Here is a 23,003-nt window from a genome sequence, read left to right on the forward strand (position 1 = left end):
CTTCTGTTACCAACTGAATGTAACTTCTCTGCTGGACAATATATCTCGCAATCAATCGGGGATCGTCCCCCAGATACACCTGTGCGCCGTTTCGGTAGCGGTAACTACCAAAACGGCGCACAGGGGCCGAAGGCCCTACAGAACTATGTTCACCATCTTGCCCGGCACAACGATCACCTTGCGCGGCGCTTTGCCCTCGAGCAGAGCGACGATCTTCTCGTCCGCCAGCGCGATCTCCTCGACAGCCTTGCGATCGGCATCCGCCGGGACGCTGATGCGGCTGCGGACCTTGCCGTTGACCTGGATCGGGTACTCGACGGTGTCTTCGACGAGCCACTTCTCCTCGACTGCCGGGAAGGGTCCGTGTGCAAGGGATTCCGTGTGACCCAGACGCGACCACAGCTCTTCCGCGAGATGCGGCGCCAGGGGAGCGAGCATCAGCACCAACGGTTCGACAGCAGCACGCGGCGCGCCACCTGGGAACGCCTTGGTGAGGTGGTTGTTGTACTCGATCAGCTTCGCAGCCGCCGTGTTGTCGCGCAGGGCCGTGTAATCCTCGATGACACCGGAAATCGCCTTGTTGAGCGCTCGCAGAGTCTCTTCACCGGGTGCTTCGTCGGTGACACGGGGCTTGCCGGTCTCCTCGTCGATGACGACGCGCCACACTCGCTGCAGGAATCGAGCAGCACCGACGACGTCCTTGGTCGCCCACGGACGCGAGGTGTCCAGCGGACCCATCGACATCTCGTACACACGCAGAGTGTCTGCACCGAACTCGGCGCAGATCTCGTCCGGCGCAACGGCATTCTTCAGGCTCTTGCCCATCTTGCCGTACTCGCGGTTGACCTCGGCGCCCTCGTAGAAGAACTTGCCGTCACGCTCGACGACCTCTTCTGCGGGCACGTAGACGCCGCGGGCGTCGGTGTACGCGAATGCCTGGATGTAGCCCTGGTTGTACAGGCGACGGTACGGCTCGCTCGAGGACACGTAGCCCAGGTCGAACAGAACCTTGTGCCAGAAGCGCGAGTACAGCAGGTGAAGCACCGCATGCTCGACGCCGCCGACGTACAGGTCGACTCCACCGGGATCGTTGGGGCCGTGCAGTTCCGGACGCGGGCCCGTCCAGTACGCCTCGTTCTGCGGGTCGCAGAAGGCGTCCTGGTTGGTGGGGTCGATGTAGCGCAGCTGGTACCACGAGCTACCTGCCCACTGCGGCATGACGTTGGTGTCGCGGTGGTAGGTCTGCAGTCCGTCGCCGAGATCGAGCTCGACGTTGACCCACTCGGTCGCCTTGTTCAGCGGGGGAGAGGGCTCGGAGTTGGCGTCGTCCGGATCGAAGGACACGGGTGCGTAGTCCTCGACCTCCGGAAGCACCACGGGCAGAGCCGAATCCGGCAGAGCGTGTGCGTTGCCGTCCGCGTCGTAGACGATCGGGAAAGGCTCGCCCCAGTAACGCTGACGCGCGAAGAGCCAGTCGCGCAGCTTGTACTGGATGGTGCCCTTGCCCTGGCCGCTCTCCTCGAGGCGGCTGATGACGGTCGCCTTGGCCTCGGCCACGTCCAGACCGTCGAGGTAGTCGGAGTTCACCAGCGGACCGTCACCGGAATACGCAGCCTCCGAAACATCCCCACCGGCAATAACTTCGAGAATATCCAGACCGAATGCGTTCGCGAACTCCCAGTCACGGTGATCGTGTCCCGGAACTGCCATGATCGCGCCGGTGCCGTAGCCCGTCAGAACGTAGTCGGCGATGAAGATCGGAACCTTGTGTCCGTTAACCGGATTGACCGCGTAGGAACCGAGGAAGACGCCCGTCTTCTCCTTGTTTTCCTGGCGCTCCAGGTCGGTCTTGGCGGCAATCGACTTACGGTATGCAGCAACAGCTTCCGCCGGAGTCGTGGCACCGCCAGTCCAGCGTGCGTCGACACCTTCGGGCCACTCGTCCGCGACGAGCTTGTCCACCAAGTCGTGCTCAGGAGCCAGCGTCACGTAGGTGGCGCCGAACAGCGTGTCCGGACGGGTAGTGAACACATCGACGCCGTACTCGCCTGCGGCAAAGGTAACTTCGGCACCGTAGGAGCGTCCGATCCAGTTACGCTGCATGGCCTTGACCTTGTCCGGCCAATCCAGGTACTCGAGATCGTCGACCAGGCGATCGGAGTACGCGGTGATGCGCATCATCCACTGCTGGAGGTGCTTACGGAACACGGGGAAGTTTCCGCGGTCACTACGACCGTCGGCGGTGACTTCCTCGTTGGCCAGCACGGTGCCCAAACCGGGGCACCAGTTGACCATCGAATCCGACTGGTAGACAAGGCGGTACGAGTCCAGAACCTTGGCCTTCGCGGCCACGTCCAACGAAGCCCACTCGCGTCCGTCTTCCAGAGCGCGCTCACCGGAATCGAACTCGGCTTCCAACTCGGAGATACGACGCGCCTTGCCGGCTTCCTTGTCGTACCAAGCGCCATGGATCTGCAGGAAGATCCACTGCGTCCAGTGGTAGAAGTCGACATCCGTCGTCGCGAGGCTACGACGCTCGTCGTGGCCCAGACCCAGGCGTCGCAGCTGGCGCTTCATGTTGGCGATGTTGGACTCGGTGGTGGTCCGCGGGTGGGTACCCGTCTGCACCGCGTACTGCTCGGCCGGGAGCCCGAAGGCGTCGTAGCCGAGGGTGTGCAGAACATTGCGGCCCTGCATGCGATGGAAGCGCGCGAAGACGTCCGTAGCGATGTATCCGAGCGGGTGACCGACGTGCAGGCCCGAACCCGAGGGGTACGGGAACATGTCCTGAACGAAGAGCTTGTCGGCGGGAACACCGTCGGGCGAGGAGAGCGGACCGACCGGATTGGGCGCGTTGAACGTGCCGTCCTCACTCCAGCGGTCCTGCCAGTGCTGCTCGATCTGGCCGGCGAGCTCCGCGGTGTAGCGGTGCTGCGGAGTTGCGTCGGCTGGTGAATCGGGGGACTGCGGAGACTCGGTCACTGTGGTCGCTATCTACTTGGCTGACGGAAATACCGATAACCAGGGTAGAGCCTGTGCGACCCGGGCATACCATCAACTCCACCCGCGCCTATCCTGTATGGGTGATCGTTGTCGCTGTGGTGCTATTCGTGCTCGCTGTCGCCGTCGGTGGAGTTGCTGTCGCCGGGCTGATCGGCAAACTCCCGCGCAACCGCTGGGCCGGTGTCCGCACCGAGGATTCCCTGCGGAGCGATGAGTCGTTCGCTCTCGCCAACAAGGTGGCCGGTCCGACCATGCTCGCGGCCGCCGGAATGTTGGTCATCGGCGGAGTCGCAGCACTGACCATCGGCGGAGTCTTCGGTGTCGCAGTCGCGATCATCGCCGTCGTCGTCGCCGTCCTCACTGCCGGTTTCGGTGGAGGCATCGGCGCGCGCGCAGCCGCCGCACTCCCGCAGCAGAGCGGATGCGGTAACGACTGCAACTGCGGCGGCCACTCCGAGCCTGCCGCAGACGAGCCGGTGGCAGAGACCCCCGAGGCCAAGGCGAACGCTGCCGCTTGCGGTACCGCTTCCTGCGGTGCCTGCGCGCTCAAGGATGCTTGCCAGCCGGCTCATTGATTCACGTGAAACATCGCGTGATCGACCCGGCCGGGGTCGTATTCGGGCTAGTGGTTCCGCTGCTGTGTGCGGTCTTCGGCTTCGTCCTGACCAAGATTTGGGAGCCTCGCCTCCCGGAACAGATCGCAACTCACTGGACCACCACCTCGCCGGACGGCTTCTCCACCCCGTCGGCCAACGCATGGACGATTGCACTTCTGACCCTGCTTTTCGGTGGGGGTCTCAGCGCGATTGCCGCTCTTGCACCGGCGATGTTGATGATGCGTCGCTTCATGTTGGTCGTCGGGCTGAGCGTGGTCGGGCTCATCACGAGCGTGAACTTCGCATTGCTCTACAACCAACTCGATGTCGCCGATCCGTCCACGACGTCACTCCCACTGTGGTCTATCGGTGTCGGCTTTGGCGTGGGCGGGGTGCTGGGGTGGATCGGCGCCTCGTTCCTGCGTGACTACCGCGTCCGCACGGGTGCCGCAACCACACCCTCGGCTGGGTTGCCGCGAAGCAGCGGCCCTCTACCCATCTCCGACGACGTCGGATTCAGCGCCAAGGGGTCGGTGATCCTCACGGCGATCACTCTGTCGCCCGGAGTTGTCATGGCACTGGGGACACGGTCACTCTGGCCGCTGTTCATCTTCGGGGCACTCGGCCTGCTCGTCGTCAGCCTGGTTCGCTTCCGGGTGATCGTCGACGACCGGGAGATCCGGGTGATCAACATGGGGATGGCTGCGATGACCTACGGCATCGACGAAGTTGTCGGAGCCGACGTCGCGGAGATCAAACCGTTCGCGGACTTCGGCGGCTGGGGACTCAAGACCAAGGGTCGTCGCAACTACGGCGTCGTCACCCGCACCGGGCCAGCGGTGGTCATCACGTTCGCCGGTGGCGACCGACTCACGATCACGACGCCGAAAGCCGAAGACATCGCCGGGTCCCTCAACCGACTGGCCGACGCCCGGTCTCGGTAGCCGCCGAGCCCGAACCGATCGCTTCCTGAGTCTTCTCGAGATACCCGCATGCCGCCGCTCTGGCTTTGGTGACATCGCGTTCGGCAATGGCTTCGGCGACTCCCTGATGATGTGCCGACGTCAGCGACGGCGGATGCACCCCTTCGGTCACCTCGTACGTGGCGCGGACGGTTTCGAGGATTCCGGCAAACAGATCTTTCAGCACGGGATTGTGGGCGGCATCGACGACGGCAATGTGAAACGCGAGATCGACGTCGACGAAGTTCTCGGCCGGAACGTCACGCTTGGCGGCCAGCTCACGAAGTATCCGGACGTCGTCGTCGCTGCGACGCTCGCACGCCAAGCGGACTGCTTCCATCTCGAGCGCACGACGCACTTCGAAGACGTATTTCATCTCGTCGACGGACGCATGCTTGCCGAGCAGGCCGCCGATGTCGGTCCGAGCGCGCACGAAGGTCCCTGATCCGCGACGAATCTCCAGAACTCCCGTGGAGGTCAATGTCTTGATCGCTTCGCGCACGGTGTTCCGGCCTACGCCCAGAACACTCATCAGCTCCGGCTCGGTCGGAACACGGTTGCCGACGGTCCAGGCGCCGTCGGAGATCTGCGCGCGCATCCAGTCGAGGGATTGCTCGTACGCGGACTCCTTGCGAACAACGGTCATCTACTCATCCTCACAGCATTCGCGGCGATCATTCCACTCACCTACGATACGTAGGACGACCCATGTATTTTCGAACTCTGTCATCAGGAGGGGCTTCCCACGTCCGCCACAGCTGTCGCCACCGAAGAAGGCACACGCCGCACCAATCGACACTTCTACGGCGTGGGCTACGTCCTCACCGTGATCCTTCTGGGCGCGAACATGCCCACCTCCGTCTACGGGCTGTACCGGACCGAGTTCGGATTCACGCCCACCATCCAGACGCTCATCTACGGCGTCTACGTCGCCGGCCTCGTTCCGGCGTTGCTGTTCTTCGGACCGCTGTCCGACGCCCTCGGCCGACGCACCGTGCTTCTGACTGCACTCGCGCTGAGCGTCGTCGGCACACTCGTTCTGGCATTCGCCGACGCGACGGTGTGGTTGTTCGTAGGCCGTGTCGCTCAGGGAATCGCGGTGGGCGCGGCCAGTGCCGCAGGCAGTGCCGCGCTGGTGGAGCAGGAACCGAAGTTCGATCACCGACGGGCCGCGCTCGTCTCGACGGTGACGGGCGCTTTGGGCGGTGCACTCGGACCACTCGTGTCCGGTGCGATCGCCCAGTATCTTCCGCAACCTCTGCGGTTGCCGTATCTGATCTTCCTCGTCGCGTTCATCCCGGCACTGATCGTGTTGCTGCTGCTGCCGCGGATCGGGGACGTCACACGCCCGAAGTGGTTCTTCCAGATGCCACATGTTCCCGCCGCCATCCGAGAGACGTTCTGGCTGAGCTCGCTCGCCGTCGCGCTGTCGTGGGGCGCAGTCGGGCTCTTCCAGTCGGTGGTCCCGTCATGGATGACCGACCTGCTGAACATCGACAACCTTCTACTCGGCGGTGGGGCGGCTGCGCTGGTGATGATCTGTTCGGTGATCGCGCAACTCGGCGGAAGTCGCATGGACCCACGCACGTCCGTCACCGTCGGCCTGGGAATCCTCGCCCTCGGAATGATCGGTTTGCTCGTGGTCGACCTCGTCCCGAGCCTGGCACTGCTGAGCGTCATCACCGTCGTGGTCGGTGCCGGACACGGTCTGGCCTTTGCCGGCGGCATGAAGCGCGTCAACGCGGCCGCCCGAACCCACGCTCGCGAGAGCCACGGCGGAGTTCTGGCCGCGTTCTTCACCGTCAGCTACGCGGGACTGGCGATCCCGTCGATCATCGCGGGTATCGCCATCACGATCCAGGGAATGCAGACGGCCATCATCGAGCTGTCGATCATCGGAACGCTGCTGTGCCTGGCCGTGATGGGCTTCAACCTTCGTGGGGCTCGAGAGCCGGCCCGAGCACGCCGTTATCCTTAGCCAGGTGAAGTTTCTCAGCAGGTTCTACATCGACGGGTTCATCCTCGGCATCATCATCGCCGGCGTGCTCGGAAGTGTGTTCCCGGTATCGGGTACCGCGGAGAGCATTCTGAACTGGGCCACCAAGATCGCCATCGGCTTCCTGTTCCTGCTTTACGGCGCACGGCTCTCGCCGCAAGAGGCGTGGAAGGGCGTCAAGCACTGGCGACTGCACACCGTCGTCCTCGCGGCGACGTTCGTGCTGTTCCCACTGATCGGCCTAGCACTGCGATTCCTGTCGCCGACGCTGATCAGCGACGAGCTCTACACCGGCATCCTCTACATGTGCCTGGTTCCGTCGACGGTTCAGTCCTCGATCGCGTTCACCTCGATCGCCAAGGGGAATGTCGCGGGCGCGATCGTCAGTGCGTCGTTCTCCAACCTGATCGGCGTCTTCGTCACACCGTTGCTGGTGGTTCTGCTGATGAACACCACCGGCCAGGCGACGGTCGACTTCTCGTCGATCCTCGACATCGTCGTGCAGTTGCTGATCCCGTTCATCGTCGGTCAGCTGATCCGCCCGCTGGTGATCGGATGGCTGCAGAAGTACGCCGAACCCACCAAGTACGTCGATCGCGGATCGATCCTCCTCGTTGTCTTCGCCGCCTTCAGCGAAAGCATGAAAGAGGGGATCTGGAGCACCATCACGATCTGGCAGATCGTGATCCTCACAATCGTGTGCTGCCTGATTCTCGCGCTGGTTCTCGGCGTGACAACTCTCGCGGGGCGCAAGCTCGGGTTCGATCTTCCCGATCAGATCGTCATCATCTTCTGCGGGTCGAAGAAGTCCTTGGCAACGGGCCTACCGATGGCGGCTGTACTGTTCGCGGGCCAGCCCGTCGGCCTGATCGTGTTGCCGCTGATGATCTTCCATCAGATCCAACTGATCGTGTGTGCTGCGATGGCGCAACGCTTCGCGAATCGGGATCCGGTCAGCGTCAGCTAGCGAGCAACTCGCCTCGGGTCGCGTCGACGCAGCCGCAACCGCCCTGCAGTTCAGCACAATCGATGGACAGCGCATGGCGGACCGATGCCAAGTCGACGCAGTTCACGCCGGTGCATTCGAGTGATCCGTCGGCATGTCGCAGCAGACAATCGTGGCTGTGATCGACATCCGAAACACAGTCCGCGCACTGGATCTGACGCTCAACGATCATTGCTGCCACCTCTCTCGAAAACGATGACACAGGAATATCATCGACCTCCGACAGGTCAGTTCCGTTCAACCTCGATGGGGTGGCTGGCCAGCATCGCTACGGGGAGCGGTTGGCGTCGCAACACCCGCGCCCAGACGTCGACTCGGGGCGGCGTCAGCACATCCGAGGGCAGTGAGCTGATTACCATCCAATCCTCACGCTCGAGCTCCGAATCAAGCTGCCCCAGAGTCCAACCCGAGTAACCGGCAAAAATGCGGATCCCTTCGACCAGGGGAGCGATGACCGCCGGGTCCGAGTCCAGATCCACCATGACTACCTTGCCGTCCACCCGCCGCAGGCCGGCGACGCCGTCGATCCGTGCACCGTTGCGAGCGATGCCCAGGCAAAGCGCCGAGTCACGCTTGACTGGTCCACCGATGTACAGGGCCGAAGGATGCGCGGTCAGCGGTGACCACTGCGGCAACACGTTCTGCACGGCCGTCTCACTCGGCCGATTGACGACGACGCCCAGGCTCCCGGCGTCGTTGTGCTCGATCATGTAGATGACGGTGCGGCGAAATGCAGGTTCCGTGAGATCGGTCGACGACACCAACAAACTGCCCGGACGAACCTCCGGTTCTATCCAGGCCATTCGATCCTCGGGTTCTTCTGCGTGCGGCACAAAGACATCATCTCACCGACGACTGCATGCAGTGGAACGCTGACACAGGCGTGTTCAGGTCAGACCCGCCACATCGGCAAGTAGTGCCAGATGCCGCTCGAAAATCTCACTCGCATCGGTGAACGTATCGCTCCCGTACTGCCCGAACACCTCGAAGTTCACCGAACCGAACAGCGATACCCAGACGAGAGTTGCGCGCACTGCGGCATCCGGCGGAAAGTCGGTGCCCAGTTCTTTCCGCACTCCCTCGAGGTCCGCTGCCAACGTGTCACTCAGGTCCGGGCCCTCTCGCACCGTGAGTGCACCCGCGCGATGGGCGCCGTCGATGATCCCGATCAGCCGGGTCACGACGAGGGTGCCAGGGCCGGTGGTCTGCTCGCCCGGAGCGTCGTAACCGGGGACTGGGCTGCCGAACAACAGACCGTAGCGGGCCGGTTCCCGGATCGCCCAGCTCCGGACGGCGCGCCCGAGCGCAATGAACTGCCCGCGAAAGTCCTCTGCTGCAACGGCATCCACGGCAGCGTCCACCTCAGCGCCCAGTTCCGTGTACCCGTCCACCACCAACAAGGTCAGCAGTTCGTCGCGACTGGCGACATAGCGGTACACCGCTGATGACACGACTCCCAGATCACGTGCGACGGCCCGCAGAGACAAGGCTGCAGCGCCGACGGCAGCAAGATGCTCGCGCCCGATCCGGGTGATGTCCTGCAGGGTCTGTTCGCGCGCCCGCTCACGGGGAGTTCCAACCATGAGTCCATCTTGCCCCATTCCCGAGAGCAGTATCAACAAAAGAGAGCACTGCTCTTGACAGCACTGGAGCGCGGGTGCATTCTTGAAAACGAGAGCAGTGCTCTCAGTTCATCCGAAACGAGAAGGAGCACACCATGTCGAACCTCGAAATCGTCACCGGAGCAGGACCCGTCGGATCCGCCGTCGCGCTACAGCTCGCCGAGCAGGGAATCAACGTCCGCATCCTGACCAGGTCCGGCAGCGGGCCCGAACACCCGCTCATCGATCGCCGACGCGTCGACGTCTCGGATTCCGAAGCCCTGCGCTCGGTCAGCGAAGGCGCCACGGCGATCTACCACTGCATCCACGCCGCCTACAACGCAGCCGATTGGGAGAGGGAACTCCCGGCGGCCGAGAAGGTTGTGCTCGACGCGGCCGCATCCATCGGTGCCGTCGTGGTTTTCCCCGAAAGCCTCTACGCCTACAACTCCGACACCCTGATGACCGAATCCGACCCGCGCAACGCCACTGGCGGCAAGCGCGGAGTGCGCACCGCACTGCTGCGTGCTCGCGAGGCCTCGGCAACACCCACCGTCAGCGTCGTGGCCTCGGACTTCTTCGGTCCTCGTGTCCGGACCGCTCACGCCGGCGAACGCATGGTTCCGAAGGTCATGGCAGGTAAGAAGATTCGAGTCATCGGTTCCGCAGATCAGCCACACTCCTTCACCTACATTCCCGATCTCGCAGCAGCCATGATCGCGGCAGCACACAACCCCGAACTCTGGAACTCCGTCCTCCACGCGCCCACTGGCCCCGCGCTCACCCAACGCAAGATCGCCGAGGCCTTCGCCCGCGCCGCCGGGGCGTCCCCCGCCAAGGTGGGCGTCCTGCCCGCCTGGGTGCTCGACGCCGTCGGCAAGATCAACACCGACAGCCGTGAACTCGCGGAGATGAACTACCAGTTCACCAAGCCGTTCGTCATGGACTCGAGCGCCAGCGAAGTGCTGCTCGGACTCTCGCCTACGCCGCTCGATCAGGCTGCCGAAGAGACCGTCGCCTGGTGGCGCGCGGAACAGGCTCGCACCGTTGCTGCCTGAACCTGCAGGTGGGTCCCTTGACCCAAGAGCGGAACGGGTGTTCACTTCTTGACATGGCCTATCGCCGCACTCCGGCAGTACAGGAAAGACTGGACGCCCAACGCGCCCGACTGCTCGAGGCCGCCACGACGGCAGTGGCAACCCACGGCTATTCGGGGTGTTCCATCGCCGCGGTGGCCAAGAACGCCGGCGTCGGCACCGGGACGCTGTATCGACACTTCGACGGCAAGGGCGAATTGTTCGCCGAAGTGTTCCAATCAGTCTGCAGCCGTGAGGTATCCGCAGCCCGGGACGCCGGAGACAGCGCCCGACATCTGGAAGGCAACCACCGCTCCGCGGTATCGGCGTCGGTTCGGATCTTCGCCGAACGTGCCATGCGTGCACCGGTTCTCGCCTATGCACTGCTGGTGGAACCGGTAGATCCTCTCGTCGACGAACAGCGGTTGATGTTTCGCGAATCGTTCCGCGATTGTCTGGCCACCGCAATTCGTTCGGCAGTCGACACCGGTGAGATACCGCCACAGGACGCCACCCTGACGGCAGCGTGCATCGTCGGGGCAATCGGCGAGGCCCTGATACTTCCACTGCGCGGCGGCACCACCGATCCCGCTGCGATCGACGCCATTCTCGCCTTCACCCTTCGATCGTTAGGGAGCTTCGATGACACCCACGCATGAAGTCACCAATCAGGTTCCGCCCCTGATCGATTACGACGCAGCCGAATACGCGCCGATCCTCGAGGCACTACATCGCGAAGGAGCATCGGACGCACTCGAGGAGGTTCATCGCGTCGGGATCCGCGCCGGCAGCGCGCAAGCTCAGGAGTGGGGCGATCTGGCCGAGGAGCACCCACCCGTACTGAGAACCCACGACCGCTACGGCAACCGCATCGACGAGGTTCGCTACGACCCCGCCTATCACCAACTCATGAGCACCGCAGTGGAATTGGGACTGCACGGCGCTCCGTGGGTTGACCCGAATCCACACGCACACCTCGTCCGCGCCGCGAAGATGGCCGTGTGGGGTCAAACCGACGCCGGTCACGGCTGCCCCATCTCCATGACGTACGCCGTGATTCCCGCGCTGCGGCACAACACGGATCTGGCCGCGCAGTACGAACCCCTCCTGACCACGCGGCACTACGATTCGGCGCTGAAAGCTCCCCTCACCAAACCCGGATTGATCGCCGGTATGTCGATGACGGAAAAACAGGGCGGTTCGGATGTTCGTGCCGGAACCACAAGGGCAGTGCCACAATCCGACGGCAGCTACCTCTTGACGGGTCACAAGTGGTTCACCTCCGCGCCGATGTCGGACGTGTTCCTCGTCCTCGCCCAGGCGCCGGGCGGTCTGTCGTGCTTCTTCCTTCCTCGGGTCCTGCCGGACGGCTCGCTCAACAACATGTACCTGCAGCGCCTGAAGGACAAGTTGGGAAATCACTCCAACGCGAGCAGTGAGGTCGAGTACCGCGACGCTCTCGCATGGATGGTCGGCGAAGAAGGCTGGGGCGTGCGCACCATCATCGAGATGGTCAACATGACCCGGTTGGACTGCACGATCGGCACGGCCACCGGCATGCGTGTCGGCACCATGCAGGCAGTTCACCACGCGACGCACCGAAGTGCTTTCGGCGCCAACCTGATCGACCAACCCTTGATGCGAAATGTTCTGGCAGATCTGGCGGTGGAATCGGAAGCGTCCACCACCGTCGCGATGTGGCTGGCCGCTCTGACCGACCGCGCACCCGCAGGCGATGCCCACGCCAGCGCACTACGACGCATTTCGTTGGCCGTGAGCAAGTACTTCGTCTGCAAGCGCGGACCGATCCACGCTGCCGAGGCACTCGAGTGTCTGGGCGGAAACGGATACGTGGAGGAATCCCGGATGCCGCGCCTCTATCGCGAGGCTCCGCTGCTCTCGGTGTGGGAAGGGTCCGGCAACGTCGCGGCGCTCGACACACTGCGGGCGATGGCGAAACAACCCGAAACGCTGCAGGTGTTCTTCGACGAACTGAAACAAGCGAGTGGACTGGACAGCCACTTCGATCAGGCAGTGCGAGATCTTGAAGCGGCATTCGGCGATTTCGGCGACATCGAATATCGGGCGCGAAAGATCGTCGGTGACATGGCACTCGCGCTGCAAGCCTCGCTGCTGCTCCGTTACGGGCACCCTGCGGTGGCCGACGCGTTCTGCGCGAGTCGGCTCGGAAGTAGCTGGGGGAGCGTATTCGGAACGCTGCCGAGGGGCGTCGACGTCGCGCCGATCCTCGAGCGGGCCACCGTCAAGATCGGCGCCTGACCCACCCATTACAGTGACCGCTTATGAACCGAGCCTCGAACCGCCGCGAGGCCTGGCAGCGCGTACTGCACACCCTGCGTGAATCACCAGGCCTCGGAAGGCTGGCGCTCGTCCGCTTTTCCAGCCAGTTCGGCGACGGAATGTTCCAGGCCGCGCTCGGTGGCGCAATCCTCTTCAACCCGGAACGCGAAACCGATCCGGTGGCGATAGCGGCCGGCTTTGCCGTACTGCTCCTTCCCTATTCGGTGATCGGGCCCTTTGCCGGGGCTCTGCTGGATCGCTGGGACCGCCGACTGGTGCTCCTGTGGGCGAGCGTGCTCCGCGGGCTCTTCATCCTGACCACCGCGGTGCTGCTGGTCGCCGGCGGTGGCGACACTCTTTTGTTGACGTGTGCACTGGCTGCGATCGGAATCAGCCGCTTTGTCGGGGCAGGCGTATCCGCAGCCCTGCCGAAGGTCGTCCGACAATCGTGGTTGGTGGCCACCAATTCCGTTCTCACAACGGCTGGTTCGGTGGTGGCCGCCCTAGGCGCTTCGGCAGCGGTGGCGATCATCGGTGTGATCGGCGCGGGCGATCGAGCGTCAGGCGCAGCCGTGGCGGTCGCAGCACTGGGATCGGTACTCGCTGCCCTCGCCGCGGCCAGGTTCACCGCCCGCTCACTTGGTCCAGTGGCCGACGAAGTGGTCCGTGCCAGCGCCGTTCGTTCGGTAACAGCCGGACTGCGAACCGGTGCAACCGCTGTCTGGGAGGCGCCCGGCGTCACCACGGCAATGATCGGAATCGGAGCGCACCGCATCTGCTTCGGCATCAACACCCTCATCATAGTGCTGGTCCTACGCGACACCTCGAACGGCTCCCAATTGCCTGGAGGGATGGCCGGATTCGGCGTCGCCGTCGGCGCCACGGCAATCGGAATGCTGATCGCGGCGTTGATCACACCGTTCCTGATCCCGCGAATCGGCCGTTCACGGACGATCACGTACGCCCTGGTGTGCGCGGTTCTCGTCCAGCTCGTCTTCGTGACCACCCTGACTCAGGGATCGCTGCTGATCGCTGCGTTCCTGCTCGGCATCGCCGGGCAGTCCGTGAAACTCAGCGGCGACGCGGCGATGCAGATCGACATCGACGACGACCGTCGGGGCCAGGTATTCGCCTTGCAGGACACCGTGTTCAACGTCGCGTTCATCGGTGCTATCGCGGCAGCGTCGACAGTGATCGCACCCGACGGCAAGAGCGGCGGCCTGGCCATTGCCGGTGCGGGCGTCTATGCCGCCGGCTTGTCAGCGGTGTTGATCAACCGCAAGAAACGAGAAACTACCCCTGCTGGGTAGCCCACCACTTCAGCAGTTCGGCTTCGGCCTCGTCACGATCGAGCGGGCCGCGATCCAGACGCAGTTCCTTGAGGAACGTCCATGCCTTGCCCACCTGCGGGCCCGCCGGGATGTTCAGCAGTTCCATGATGGCGTTACCGTCGAGGTCCGGACGCACCCGAGCAAGGTCTTCCTGCTCCGCGATGCGCGCGATCCGCTCTTCGATGTCGTCGTACGTGGCCTGCAACTGCGAAGCGCGGCGCTTGTTACGCGTGGTGCAGTCGGCCCGGACGAGCTTGTGCAGCCGGGGGAGCAGCTCGCCCGCGTCGGTGACGTACCGCCGCACGGCCGAGTCGGTCCACTGCCCCTTGCCGTAGCCGTGAAAACGCAAGTGCAGGAACACGAGCTGAGAAACATCGTCGACCATCTGCTTCGAGAACTTCAAGGCACGCATACGCTTGCGCACCAGCTTGGCACCGACCACCTCGTGGTGGTGGAAGCTGACGCCACCGCCTGGCTCGTTGCGCTTGGTATCCGGCTTTCCGATGTCGTGAAGCAGTGCGGCCCAACGTAATACGAGGTCCGGGTCGCCTTCTTCGAGATCGATCGCCTGCTGGAGCACCGTGAGGGAGTGCTGGTAGACGTCCTTGTGCTGGTGATGCTCGTCGATCTCGAGCTTCATCTGCGGAACCTCGGGCAGCACATACGCGGCCAGTCCGGAGTCGACCATCATGTTGATGCCGTCAACCGGGTACATGCCCAGCATCAGTTTGTTCAGCTCCACCTGCACGCGCTCGGCGGTGATTCGCTCGATCTGCGACGCCATCTCCTTGATGGCCTCGAAAACGCGATTGTTCAACGTGAAACCAAGCTGCGAGACGAACCGGGCTGCGCGCAGCATCCGCAACGGATCGTCGTTGAACGAGTTTTCCGGCGCCGACGGCGTATCGAGTTCCCCGGCCAGCAGAGCGTCCATGCCGTTCAGCGGATCGACAAACGTGTAGGAACCGTCCGCGCCGATCTTCATCGCCATCGCATTGACGGTGAAATCGCGGCGCACCAGATCGTCGGCCAACGTCGTGCCGTACTCGACTATCGGGTTACGCGAGACACGGTCGTAAGCGTCGGCCCGGAAGGTCGTGATCTCGATCTCCTGGCCGTGCTTGATGGCGCTGATGGTCCCGAACTCGATGCCGGTGTCCCACTGCTTGTCCACCCAGCCCTTGAGCAGAGCCTGCACCTTCTCCGGCCTGGCGTCCGTCGTGAAGTCCAGATCGCCACTGAAGCGGCCGAGAATTGCGTCGCGAACACTGCCACCCACCAGGAACAGCTCGTGACCGGCCGCAGCAAAACGCTCACCGAGCGGGTTCAACACGTCGGACAACGTGCCGAGCGTTGCAGTGGCGTCGGCAAGCAGTCGTAGGCGGCGATCAGCGTCGGAGGTAGGGACAGTCACGTGAAAGGAGCTTACTTAAGGTGCGCAAATAGCAGAACGCGCATACGAACGCGATAGACCGCTTTGCGCGGGTTACCGGGCAACGCTGCAAGGCCAACTAGTATCGATGAGGTGTCTGGTGCCGAACGAACAAACAGGAGTCGCCGCAACCCGCGGCGTCGACCTGCCGTCGGCAACCCCGATAAACCTTTGATGCGAACCGTCCGTGAAACTTCTGCGGGCGGCTTGGTCGTCGACGGCTGGGGCGGACCTCCCGAACGCCTCTGCGCTGCACTGATCGGCCGAACCGACCGGCGAGGACGCCTGCTCTGGTCGCTACCCAAGGGCCATATCGAGCAGGGTGAGACCGCCGAGCAGACCGCGATGCGTGAGGTCGAAGAAGAAACCGGTATCCAGGGAACCGTCCTGGCACCGCTGGGCAGCATCGACTACTGGTTCGTGACCGAAGGTCGACGCGTCCACAAGACCGTGCACCACTATCTCCTCCGCTTTCTCGGCGGTGAACTCTCCGACGAGGACATCGAGGTCACCGAAGTCGCCTGGGTGCCGCTGACGGAACTGCACTCGCGACTCGCTTACGCCGACGAGCGCAAACTCGCAGAACTCGCGTCGCAGATGATCGCCGAGATGCCGAGACCTGAAATCCAGCGACCTGAGATTCTGCGAACACAGCACCCGAAGGAACCGGACGCCGGATGAGAATGGCTCTGCGGCGGGCCGGTGTGGCCGCTCTGGTGATGGCCGCTGTCGGTTTCGGGCCTGCAACGACGGCCGTCGCAGGTGCAGCACCGGCCAGCCAGCCCAGTGAGCGCGCCCCGGCGCGAAACACCAACGATGCCAAATTTCTGCAGCTGACCATCGACTCCACCGCACCGACCACGGTGACGACCACCAGCGACCGCAACGTCGTCGTCAAGGGCACGGTGAAGAACGTCGGTGACCGTCCCGTCGAGGACGTCGGAGTGAGGCTGCAGCGCGCTCCCGCGATCGACTCCAGTTCGGACGTGCGCGCAGCACTCGACTTCGACCAGGCTGTTTTCGACACGGTCGGCGAATTCGACACCGTCGCCACCACCCTCGACACCGGCCAGTCCAAGCAGTTCACGCTCACCCTGCCGCTCCGGAGCACAACCGGGTTGTCTCTCGACATCACCGAACCCGGCGTCTACCCGATGCTCGTCAACGTGAACGGCACCCCGGAGTACGGCGGTGCCGCCCGACTCGACGACGCACGCTTCCTGCTCCCCGTCCTCGGTGTGCCGGCCGCAGCCGAATCGAACGCCACAGCCGGAACCCCCAGTTCGTCCGCCACGGCGGTCGTTCCCCCCGACACGTCCGCCCCGATCGGCGTCACGCTCATGTGGCCGCTGGCCGACGCGCCACGACTCGTCGGCGGAATCCCCGGCGCGGTCAACGAGCCCGTACGCCTGATCGACGACGAACTTGCCACCGAACTTTCCGACGGCGGCCGTCTGGACGCGTTGGTCGATGCGGTGGAGAACGCCACCAAGCCCGAGAGCGATACCGATCGCCGCGTCACGGATGCGCTCTGCCTGGCAATCGACCCCGACCTTCTGATCACCGTCGAGAACATGACTCGCGGATACCTCGTGGCCGACAACTCGTCCGACCCCACCGGGCCGTCGCACGAAGGCCGCGGCAGCGACGCCGCCAACCAGTGGCTCGGCCGGGTGAAGACGCTCGCGTCCTCGATGTGCACGACGGCGGTTCCGTTCGCGCAGTCCGATCTCGCCGCGGTCACTTCGGTGGCCAATCCGGAGTTGACGGCTACCGCGCTCACACGGCCGGCGGACATCGTCGACAACATCCTCGGCGTGACCTCACTGCGAGATTTCGTCTGGCCGGATTCGGGTGTCCTCGACTCGGCCACCGCAGAGGTGCTGAGCGTGAATCCCACCACAGCGATGGTGGCTGACACTTCCGTCGACTCGGCAGCTCCGCAGCTGTCGTCGCGGATAACCGGCTCACTCGACGCGCTTGCCTTCGACACCTCGGCGGCAGCGGCGCTGGCCGCCACCGGCTCGGAGCCGCAGGTCCCGTCGTACATCCCCGACGACACCGCGCCGACCATCGACATCGAATCGCGCAGCGCCCGGCGTCAGGACGCGCTGGGGGCGATGGCCTGGGCCGCGCTGACGCCGACGTCGCTGCCGCGCAATCAGATCTTCGCGCCGCCGCAACTGTGGACCGCCGACAGCAACGACGCCACGGCGGTGCTCTCGATGCTCGCGACCCTCATCCGGTCCGGGCTCGCCTCACCTCAGGCCCTGCCGGCACTGCTCGGCAGGCAACCGGGCGCGACGGACGCCGCCACTCTCGACTACCCGGACCGGGCTACCCAGGACGGTCCGCAGACGTCCGTCGTCGAGACCGCAACCACCCAACTTCCGCGTATCGACGGGCTCGAAGCTTCGCTCGTGGACGATCCGGCGGCTTCGCTCACCCCCCGGGGATTCACGGCGCCGCTCCGCGAAGATCTACTCCGTTCGATGACCTTGGCCGATCGCCGCAACGTCGACTCCGCGTCGGTCAATCGGGCGGAGCGGGCCGCGACCATCCGCGCCGACAACGTCACCGAAGCCGTCGACGGGATGTACCGGGCCGTCAGTGTGGTGTCTCCGGGCGGCGTCTACACCCTCGCGTCGGGGCAGAGTCCGCTCCTGCTGGTGGCGCGCAACGAGCTGCCCATCGCCATCAACGTCGACCTGCGTGTGGAAGCCCCACCCGAGATGCAGATCAGTGACATCGGTCCCAAACAGCTTCCGCCGCGAGGTAGCCGACAGTTGACTGTGCCCGCGGAAATGAACGATTCTCGCAAGCTGGAAGTCAACTTCTCGCTGACCACGACAGATGGCCGCCAATTGGGTACGCCGACCAGCGTGACCGTACGGTCGAATGCGTACGGTCGTCCCCTGGCCGCCGTGACGGCGACAGCGGGAGGGTTGCTGCTGTTCCTGGCAGGGCGACGGCTGTGGCATCGATTCAAGGGTCAGCCGGACCCAGCAGATGAAGGGTACGAACGCTCATGACCGGGAATCCACCCGAGGAGGGTCGCCGCTCGGCGATCACCCGCAAGAGTGCCACGACCCGCTCGCATCCTCGGATGCCACCGTGGGAGCGCGGTTACCCGATCCAGCCGGTCAACCCGGACGCACGTTTCGACGACGCACCCACCATGACCATCCCGGTGATCCGCGACTACCCCCGGTACCGCGAAGCCGAGATGGAACTCGCCGACCGGCAGACGACCACGTCGGACGAGTTCGACACCGACGCCCATGTTCAGGTCGGGGAACGCAAGGAGACCAACTCTCGACTCCTCGCGGCAACCGGTTCCATCGCGATCGCGACGCTGACGAGCCGCATCACGGGGTTCGCCAAGCAGTTGATGATCCTGATGGTCCTCGGCCCGGCCATCGCCAGTTCGTTCACCGTGGCCAGCCAGATCCCGAACATGATCGCGGAGCTCGTCTTGGGCGCCGTTCTGACCGCGATCGTCGTCCCAGTGCTGGTCCGCGCCGAGCGGGAGGACGCCGATCACGGCGAAGCATTTGTCCGACGCCTCTTCACGGCGTCGCTCGTTCTACTGGGCATGGCCGCGCTACTCGCGACCCTGGCAGCGCCCGTACTCACCAAATACGTCTTCCTGTCCGAAGACGGCAAGGTCAGCACCGACCTGACCACGGCGCTGTCGTATCTACTTCTGCCGGCGATCCTGTTCTACGGGCTGTCGGCACTGTTCACAGCGTTTCTGAACACCAGGCAGATCTTCAAGCCCGGAGCCTGGGCTCCTGTACTCAACAACGTCGTCGTCCTCGTGGTGCTCGTGGTCTACCGCCTGACTCCGGGCGAGATCTCGCTTGATCCGGTCTCGATGGGCGACGCCAAGCTGCTCACCCTCGGCATCGGCATCACCATCGGCGTCATCGTGCAGGCAGCCAGCCTGATCCCCGCACTTCGCCGCGAGAAGATCTCGCTCAAGCCGCTATGGGGCCTCGACGATCGCCTGCGCCAGTTCGGCGGCATGGCCGTCGCCATCGTCTTGTACGTCCTGATCAGCCAGATGGGCATGATCTTCGCGACCAAGATTTCCTCACATGCCGACGAAGCCGGCCCTGCCATCTACAGCCAGGCCTGGTTGCTCCTGCAACTCCCGTACGGCGTGCTCGGAGTGACGGTTCTGACCGCGATCATGCCGCGCCTGAGCCGCAACGCTGCGGCCGACGACACCCCGGCCGTCGTGGACGATCTGTCGGTCGCAACACGTCTGACCATGATCACGCTGGTTCCGATCATCATGTTCCTGACCTTCATGGGTCCGCAGGTCGGTGAAGCGCTCTACGGTTACGGCCGCTTCGGACCCGAACAGGCCGAACGACTCGGCACCGCCGTGAGCTGGTCGGCATTCACGTTGATTCCGTATGCACTCGTCCTGATCCAACTTCGAGTGTTCTACGCCCGCGAACAAGCCTGGACGCCGACGTGGATCGTTCTCGGCATCACTGCAGTGAAGATCGCATTCTCGGCACTGGCTCCGGTCTTCGCCTCCAACAGCGATCAGGTCGTGATCCTGCTCGGTGCGGCCAACGGCCTCGGCTACATCACCGGCGCCGTCATCGGCGGATACCTCCTGCATCGCAGCCTCGGAAACCTGCAGATGTCCAACGTGGGCAAGACGGTCTGGTCCGTAGTACTCGCCTCGCTGGCCGGTTCGCTGACCATGCTCGCGGTCGACCGGGTCCTCGGATTCGATCAACTCACCGAGCGTTTCGGCGGACCTGGCTCGATGGTTCGCGTCGCCGTCGGCGGCATTCTGATGCTCGCGATCACCTTCACGATTCTCTACTTCAAGAAGGTTCCGGAAGTTCTGTCGGTAACGGTTGCGGTCTCCCGCAAGATTCGTTCACTGACAGGTCGCGCCGAACCGGACACACGTAACAACACTGACGACGACGTCACCGAGCTGATTCCTGCAATCAGAACGGGATCAAACGAGCAAGAACGACCGGGTGCGCTCCCGTACCCTGGTCATGGGCGTACAGGATCGCAACCCGCGCGTATTCGGGGACGGGCTATCGATGGAGAAGGAGCGAGGGTGAGCGACGACAACGTTTCCGGCAACAAGAGTGCCGGGACTTCTGCCGTGAAAGCGTCCGAACAGAAGTCAACGGCATCGTCGGGCACACCTGCATCCACGAGTTCCTCCGCATCTGTCGGCCAGAAGCCACAGCAGGGTCAGAAGCCACAGCAGGGTCAGAAGCCACAGCAGCCGGTGCAGAAGGCCGCTCCGCCGGTGCCTCCGGTCAGTGTGTCCAAGACACCTTCAGCACCTGTGTCGAAGACACCTGCTCCGGACAAGAAGGCACCCGAATCTCCGAAGACGGCTGCCGCTCAGACTCCGCCCGCTGCGCCTCGTTCGTCTGCCGCCGGATCCGCATCACGACCGGCACAGCGACCGATGCCCCGTGGACCCAAGCTCATCCCCGGCGCATCTGTCGCCGGCGGACGCTACCGTCTGCTTGCCCCGCACGGCGGAACCCGCGGGCTGCAGTTCTGGGAAGCTCTCGACGTCAAGCTCGACCGTGAAGTAGCCCTGACGTTCGTCGACGCCGATCAGCGCGGTGACGACGACAGCCAGTCCGGACCGCAGGCAGTTCTTTCACGCACTCTGCGCCTGGGACGAATCAACTCGCCTGGTCTGGCTCGCGTCCTCGACGTCGTCCGCGGAAGCTCGGGCGGCATCGTCGTCGCCGAATGGACTCCCGGCCGCTCGCTGCGTGAAATGGCCGAGACGACGCCGTCGCCGATCGGTGCAGCGCGCGCCATCCGCGCTCTCGCGGCCGCTGCCGAGGCCGCTCACCGTACCGGCGGTGCGCTGTCCATCGATCACCCTGACCGCGTTCGCATCAGCATCAACGGTGACGCCGTACTGGCGTTCCCGGCGACGCTCGCCGACGCCGATTCCACCAGCGACGTCCGCGGCCTCGGTGCCATGCTGTACTCGCTCATCACGGCGCGCTGGCCGCTCGCCGAACCGTCCGCCGGTCCCGTCGGTGGTCTGCTTCCCGCCGGCCGCGGCGCCGACGGCAACATCGTCGAACCTCGAGTCGTTCGTCCGGAGGTCCCGTTCGACATCTCGGCCGTTGCGGTTCGAGCTTTGCAGTCGGAGAGTGGAATCCGCACTGCTGCCACCGTGCAGCACATCCTCGATCAGGCGTCCGTCGTCAACGACAAGACGGAAATGATTCCGGCACTTCGTCTCGGCCACCGCGAACAGGGAGCGTCGGGTCATGCACTGAACGACCCGGAAGCCATCGAGGCCGAGAAGAAGAAGTCGACGCGGATGCTCGCGGCACTGACGGCGCTCGGCGTCTTCACCGTGATCGTCCTGATTCTCCTTGTGGTGTGGGTTGCGAGCTTCCTCTCGGGCGGCAGTAACGACACCCCGCTCAGCGAGCAGAGTTTCGGATTGACCACCGAAGCCACTGCGCCCGAGAACAATTCACCCGCGCCCGCACCGGCGGCAGCAACGGTGCCGGTAGCTGCCTCGGCCGTAACGGTGTTCTCACCCCAGGGCACGCCGGACCAGCCGGCGACGGCGAAGAACGCCATCGACGGCAATCCAGCCACCGCATGGTCGTCGGACTCGTACTTCCAGCCCTTCCCGTCACTGAAGAACGGCGTCGGCCTGATGGTGACGCTCGCCGATGCGGCAAACCTGAAGAACATTGCGATCACGTCTGATTCGCCCGGAACCGTCGTTGAAATCCGTTCTGCCCCTTCTGCGAATACTTCGTTGGATCAGACCAAGGAAATCGGATCCGGTGTACTGAAGAACGGTGTGACCGACATTCCGCTCTCGTCGGACGGCTCGGGTCAGTATGTCCTGGTTTGGATTACGCAGCTCAGCACCGAATCCGGACAAAACCAGACATCCATCTCGGAGATTGCATTCACTGCTGCAAAGTGATCGCCCTTGGCCCTTCTGAAACCTACCGACTGGGCTAATATCCGCCCGTGCACAGTTATCGGGGGGGCACCGGGGGCGGAGCCGGAAAATTCGAATCCAGAAGTTTCGAGAACACAAATCTCGAGACGACGGATTTCGAATTGTTGACTGCTCATGTGGCAGGCGATCGCCATGCGTTCCGTGAACTTCTGACCCGGCATCAGGATCATCTATGGGCCGTTGCCCGGCGTACGAGCTACTCGGACGAGGACGCGGCAGACGCGCTCCAGGAGGGTCTGCTGTCCGCGCACCGCAAGGCGGCGAAGTTCCGCGGCGACGCGGCGGTGCGAAGCTGGCTCCACACCATCGTGGTCAATGCCTGCCTTGACCGGATCCGACGCAACAAATCACGCGCCGCGTTCTCTCTGTCTTCCGAGAATGCGGAGGAACCTCGAGATCACCGCGACTACGCAGCGACAGTGGACATGAGCCTGACCGTCGAACAGGCACTGGCATCGCTGCCCCCTGAGCAGCGCGCTGCCGTCGTCGCCGTCGATGTCGAGGGGTATCCGGTAGCCGAGGCCGCCGAAAGATTGGGAGTGCCCGTAGGGACCGTGAAGAGTCGCTGCGCCCGCGCCCGAAAGCGCCTCGCCGCCCAGTTGGAGGACTTTCGCGAAGGCGGGAACCATTCGTGAACCGGCCGCGTCCTATCTTGTAAGCGTCCACACCGACTGCCGAGGGAGGGTT

General features: G+C 64.1%; 17 protein-coding genes. 12 read left to right on the plus strand and 5 right to left on the minus strand.

Annotation, left to right across the window (positions count from 1 at the left end; translation table 11 throughout):
- Nucleotides 1–135 precede the first annotated feature (135 nt).
- Nucleotides 136–2,982 carry a leucine--tRNA ligase gene (leuS, locus tag ACFWEM_RS33110; protein WP_378539871.1) on the minus strand — a complete coding sequence of 949 codons (2,847 nt, stop codon included), beginning with the start codon at nt 2,980–2,982 and terminating at the stop codon, nt 136–138.
- A gap of 101 nt (nt 2,983–3,083) precedes the next feature.
- On the opposite strand from leuS, the gene ACFWEM_RS33115 reads away from it, so the two are divergent.
- The gene (locus ACFWEM_RS33115; RefSeq protein WP_378539872.1) at nt 3,084–3,578 is read left to right on the plus strand and encodes an SdpI family protein; all 495 of its coding nucleotides are present in this window, start codon (nt 3,084–3,086) and stop codon (nt 3,576–3,578) included.
- Between the two features lie 5 nt (nt 3,579–3,583).
- Entirely contained in the window at nt 3,584–4,543 is a 960-nt protein-coding gene (locus ACFWEM_RS33120) for a DUF1648 domain-containing protein (RefSeq protein ID WP_378539873.1), read from the plus strand.
- On the opposite strand, the gene ACFWEM_RS33125 is transcribed toward ACFWEM_RS33120, so the two are convergent.
- Entirely contained in the window at nt 4,512–5,207 is a 696-nt protein-coding gene (locus ACFWEM_RS33125) for a FadR/GntR family transcriptional regulator (RefSeq protein WP_378539874.1), read from the minus strand. The genes ACFWEM_RS33120 and ACFWEM_RS33125 overlap by 32 nt on opposite strands.
- Before the next feature lie 162 nt (nt 5,208–5,369).
- Between ACFWEM_RS33125 and ACFWEM_RS33130 the strand changes: the two genes are divergently transcribed.
- On the plus strand, nt 5,370–6,539 hold the full coding sequence (locus ACFWEM_RS33130) for an MFS transporter (protein ID WP_378539875.1): 1,170 nt from the start codon (nt 5,370–5,372) through the stop codon (nt 6,537–6,539).
- 4 nt (nt 6,540–6,543) lie between these two features.
- Entirely contained in the window at nt 6,544–7,524 is a 981-nt protein-coding gene (locus ACFWEM_RS33135; protein ID WP_003942582.1) for a bile acid:sodium symporter family protein, read from the plus strand.
- A gap of 266 nt (nt 7,525–7,790) precedes the next feature.
- On the opposite strand, the gene ACFWEM_RS33140 is transcribed toward ACFWEM_RS33135, so the two are convergent.
- A complete protein-coding gene (locus ACFWEM_RS33140; protein WP_378539876.1) occupies nt 7,791–8,396 on the minus strand; it encodes a YqgE/AlgH family protein in 606 nt (201 codons plus the stop codon).
- Between the two features lie 54 nt (nt 8,397–8,450).
- On the minus strand, nt 8,451–9,146 hold the full coding sequence (locus ACFWEM_RS33145; protein WP_378539877.1) for a TetR/AcrR family transcriptional regulator: 696 nt from the start codon (nt 9,144–9,146) through the stop codon (nt 8,451–8,453).
- Nucleotides 9,147–9,280: 134 nt separating this feature from the next.
- On the opposite strand from ACFWEM_RS33145, the gene ACFWEM_RS33150 reads away from it, so the two are divergent.
- Genes ACFWEM_RS33150 through ACFWEM_RS33165 form a run of 4 tightly spaced genes read left to right on the plus strand, consistent with a single transcriptional unit; the run spans nt 9,281 to nt 13,851 of the window.
- Nucleotides 9,281–10,222, plus strand: a complete 942-nt coding sequence (locus ACFWEM_RS33150) for an NAD-dependent epimerase/dehydratase family protein (RefSeq protein WP_378539878.1) — start codon at nt 9,281–9,283, stop codon at nt 10,220–10,222.
- A 53-nt stretch (nt 10,223–10,275) separates the two neighbouring features.
- On the plus strand, nt 10,276–10,899 hold the full coding sequence (locus ACFWEM_RS33155) for a TetR/AcrR family transcriptional regulator (RefSeq protein WP_378539879.1): 624 nt from the start codon (nt 10,276–10,278) through the stop codon (nt 10,897–10,899).
- The gene (locus ACFWEM_RS33160; RefSeq protein ID WP_378539880.1) at nt 10,883–12,520 is read left to right on the plus strand and encodes an acyl-CoA dehydrogenase family protein; all 1,638 of its coding nucleotides are present in this window, start codon (nt 10,883–10,885) and stop codon (nt 12,518–12,520) included. Before ACFWEM_RS33155 ends, ACFWEM_RS33160 begins: the two co-directional genes overlap by 17 nt.
- A gap of 23 nt (nt 12,521–12,543) precedes the next feature.
- Nucleotides 12,544–13,851, plus strand: coding sequence for an MFS transporter (locus ACFWEM_RS33165; protein ID WP_378539881.1), 1,308 nt, complete (start codon nt 12,544–12,546; stop codon nt 13,849–13,851).
- Here ACFWEM_RS33165 and ACFWEM_RS33170 read toward each other — a convergent pair.
- The gene (locus tag ACFWEM_RS33170) at nt 13,835–15,286 is read right to left on the minus strand and encodes a CCA tRNA nucleotidyltransferase (protein ID WP_378539882.1); all 1,452 of its coding nucleotides are present in this window, start codon (nt 15,284–15,286) and stop codon (nt 13,835–13,837) included. The genes ACFWEM_RS33165 and ACFWEM_RS33170 overlap by 17 nt on opposite strands.
- 111 nt (nt 15,287–15,397) lie before the next feature.
- On the opposite strand from ACFWEM_RS33170, the gene ACFWEM_RS33175 reads away from it, so the two are divergent.
- From ACFWEM_RS33175 to sigM, 4 genes are read left to right on the plus strand one after another with little or no spacing between them, the layout of a single operon-like run.
- A complete protein-coding gene (locus ACFWEM_RS33175) occupies nt 15,398–15,985 on the plus strand; it encodes an NUDIX hydrolase (protein ID WP_378539883.1) in 588 nt (195 codons plus the stop codon).
- Entirely contained in the window at nt 15,982–18,336 is a 2,355-nt protein-coding gene (locus tag ACFWEM_RS33180) for a DUF6049 family protein (RefSeq protein ID WP_378539884.1), read from the plus strand. The genes ACFWEM_RS33175 and ACFWEM_RS33180 overlap by 4 nt, the downstream gene beginning before the upstream one ends.
- Nucleotides 18,333–22,277, plus strand: coding sequence for a lipid II flippase MurJ (locus tag ACFWEM_RS33185; protein ID WP_378539885.1), 3,945 nt, complete (start codon nt 18,333–18,335; stop codon nt 22,275–22,277). Before ACFWEM_RS33180 ends, ACFWEM_RS33185 begins: the two co-directional genes overlap by 4 nt.
- A 47-nt stretch (nt 22,278–22,324) precedes the next feature.
- A complete protein-coding gene (gene sigM, locus ACFWEM_RS33190) occupies nt 22,325–22,951 on the plus strand; it encodes an RNA polymerase sigma factor SigM (protein WP_378539887.1) in 627 nt (208 codons plus the stop codon).
- The last annotated feature ends 52 nt before the right edge of the window (nt 22,952–23,003 follow it).

Origin of the sequence: Rhodococcus sp. NPDC060176 (assembly GCF_042728675.1) — a bacterium.
In the GTDB taxonomy this organism is placed as follows: Bacteria; Actinomycetota; Actinomycetes; order Mycobacteriales; family Mycobacteriaceae; genus Rhodococcus_F.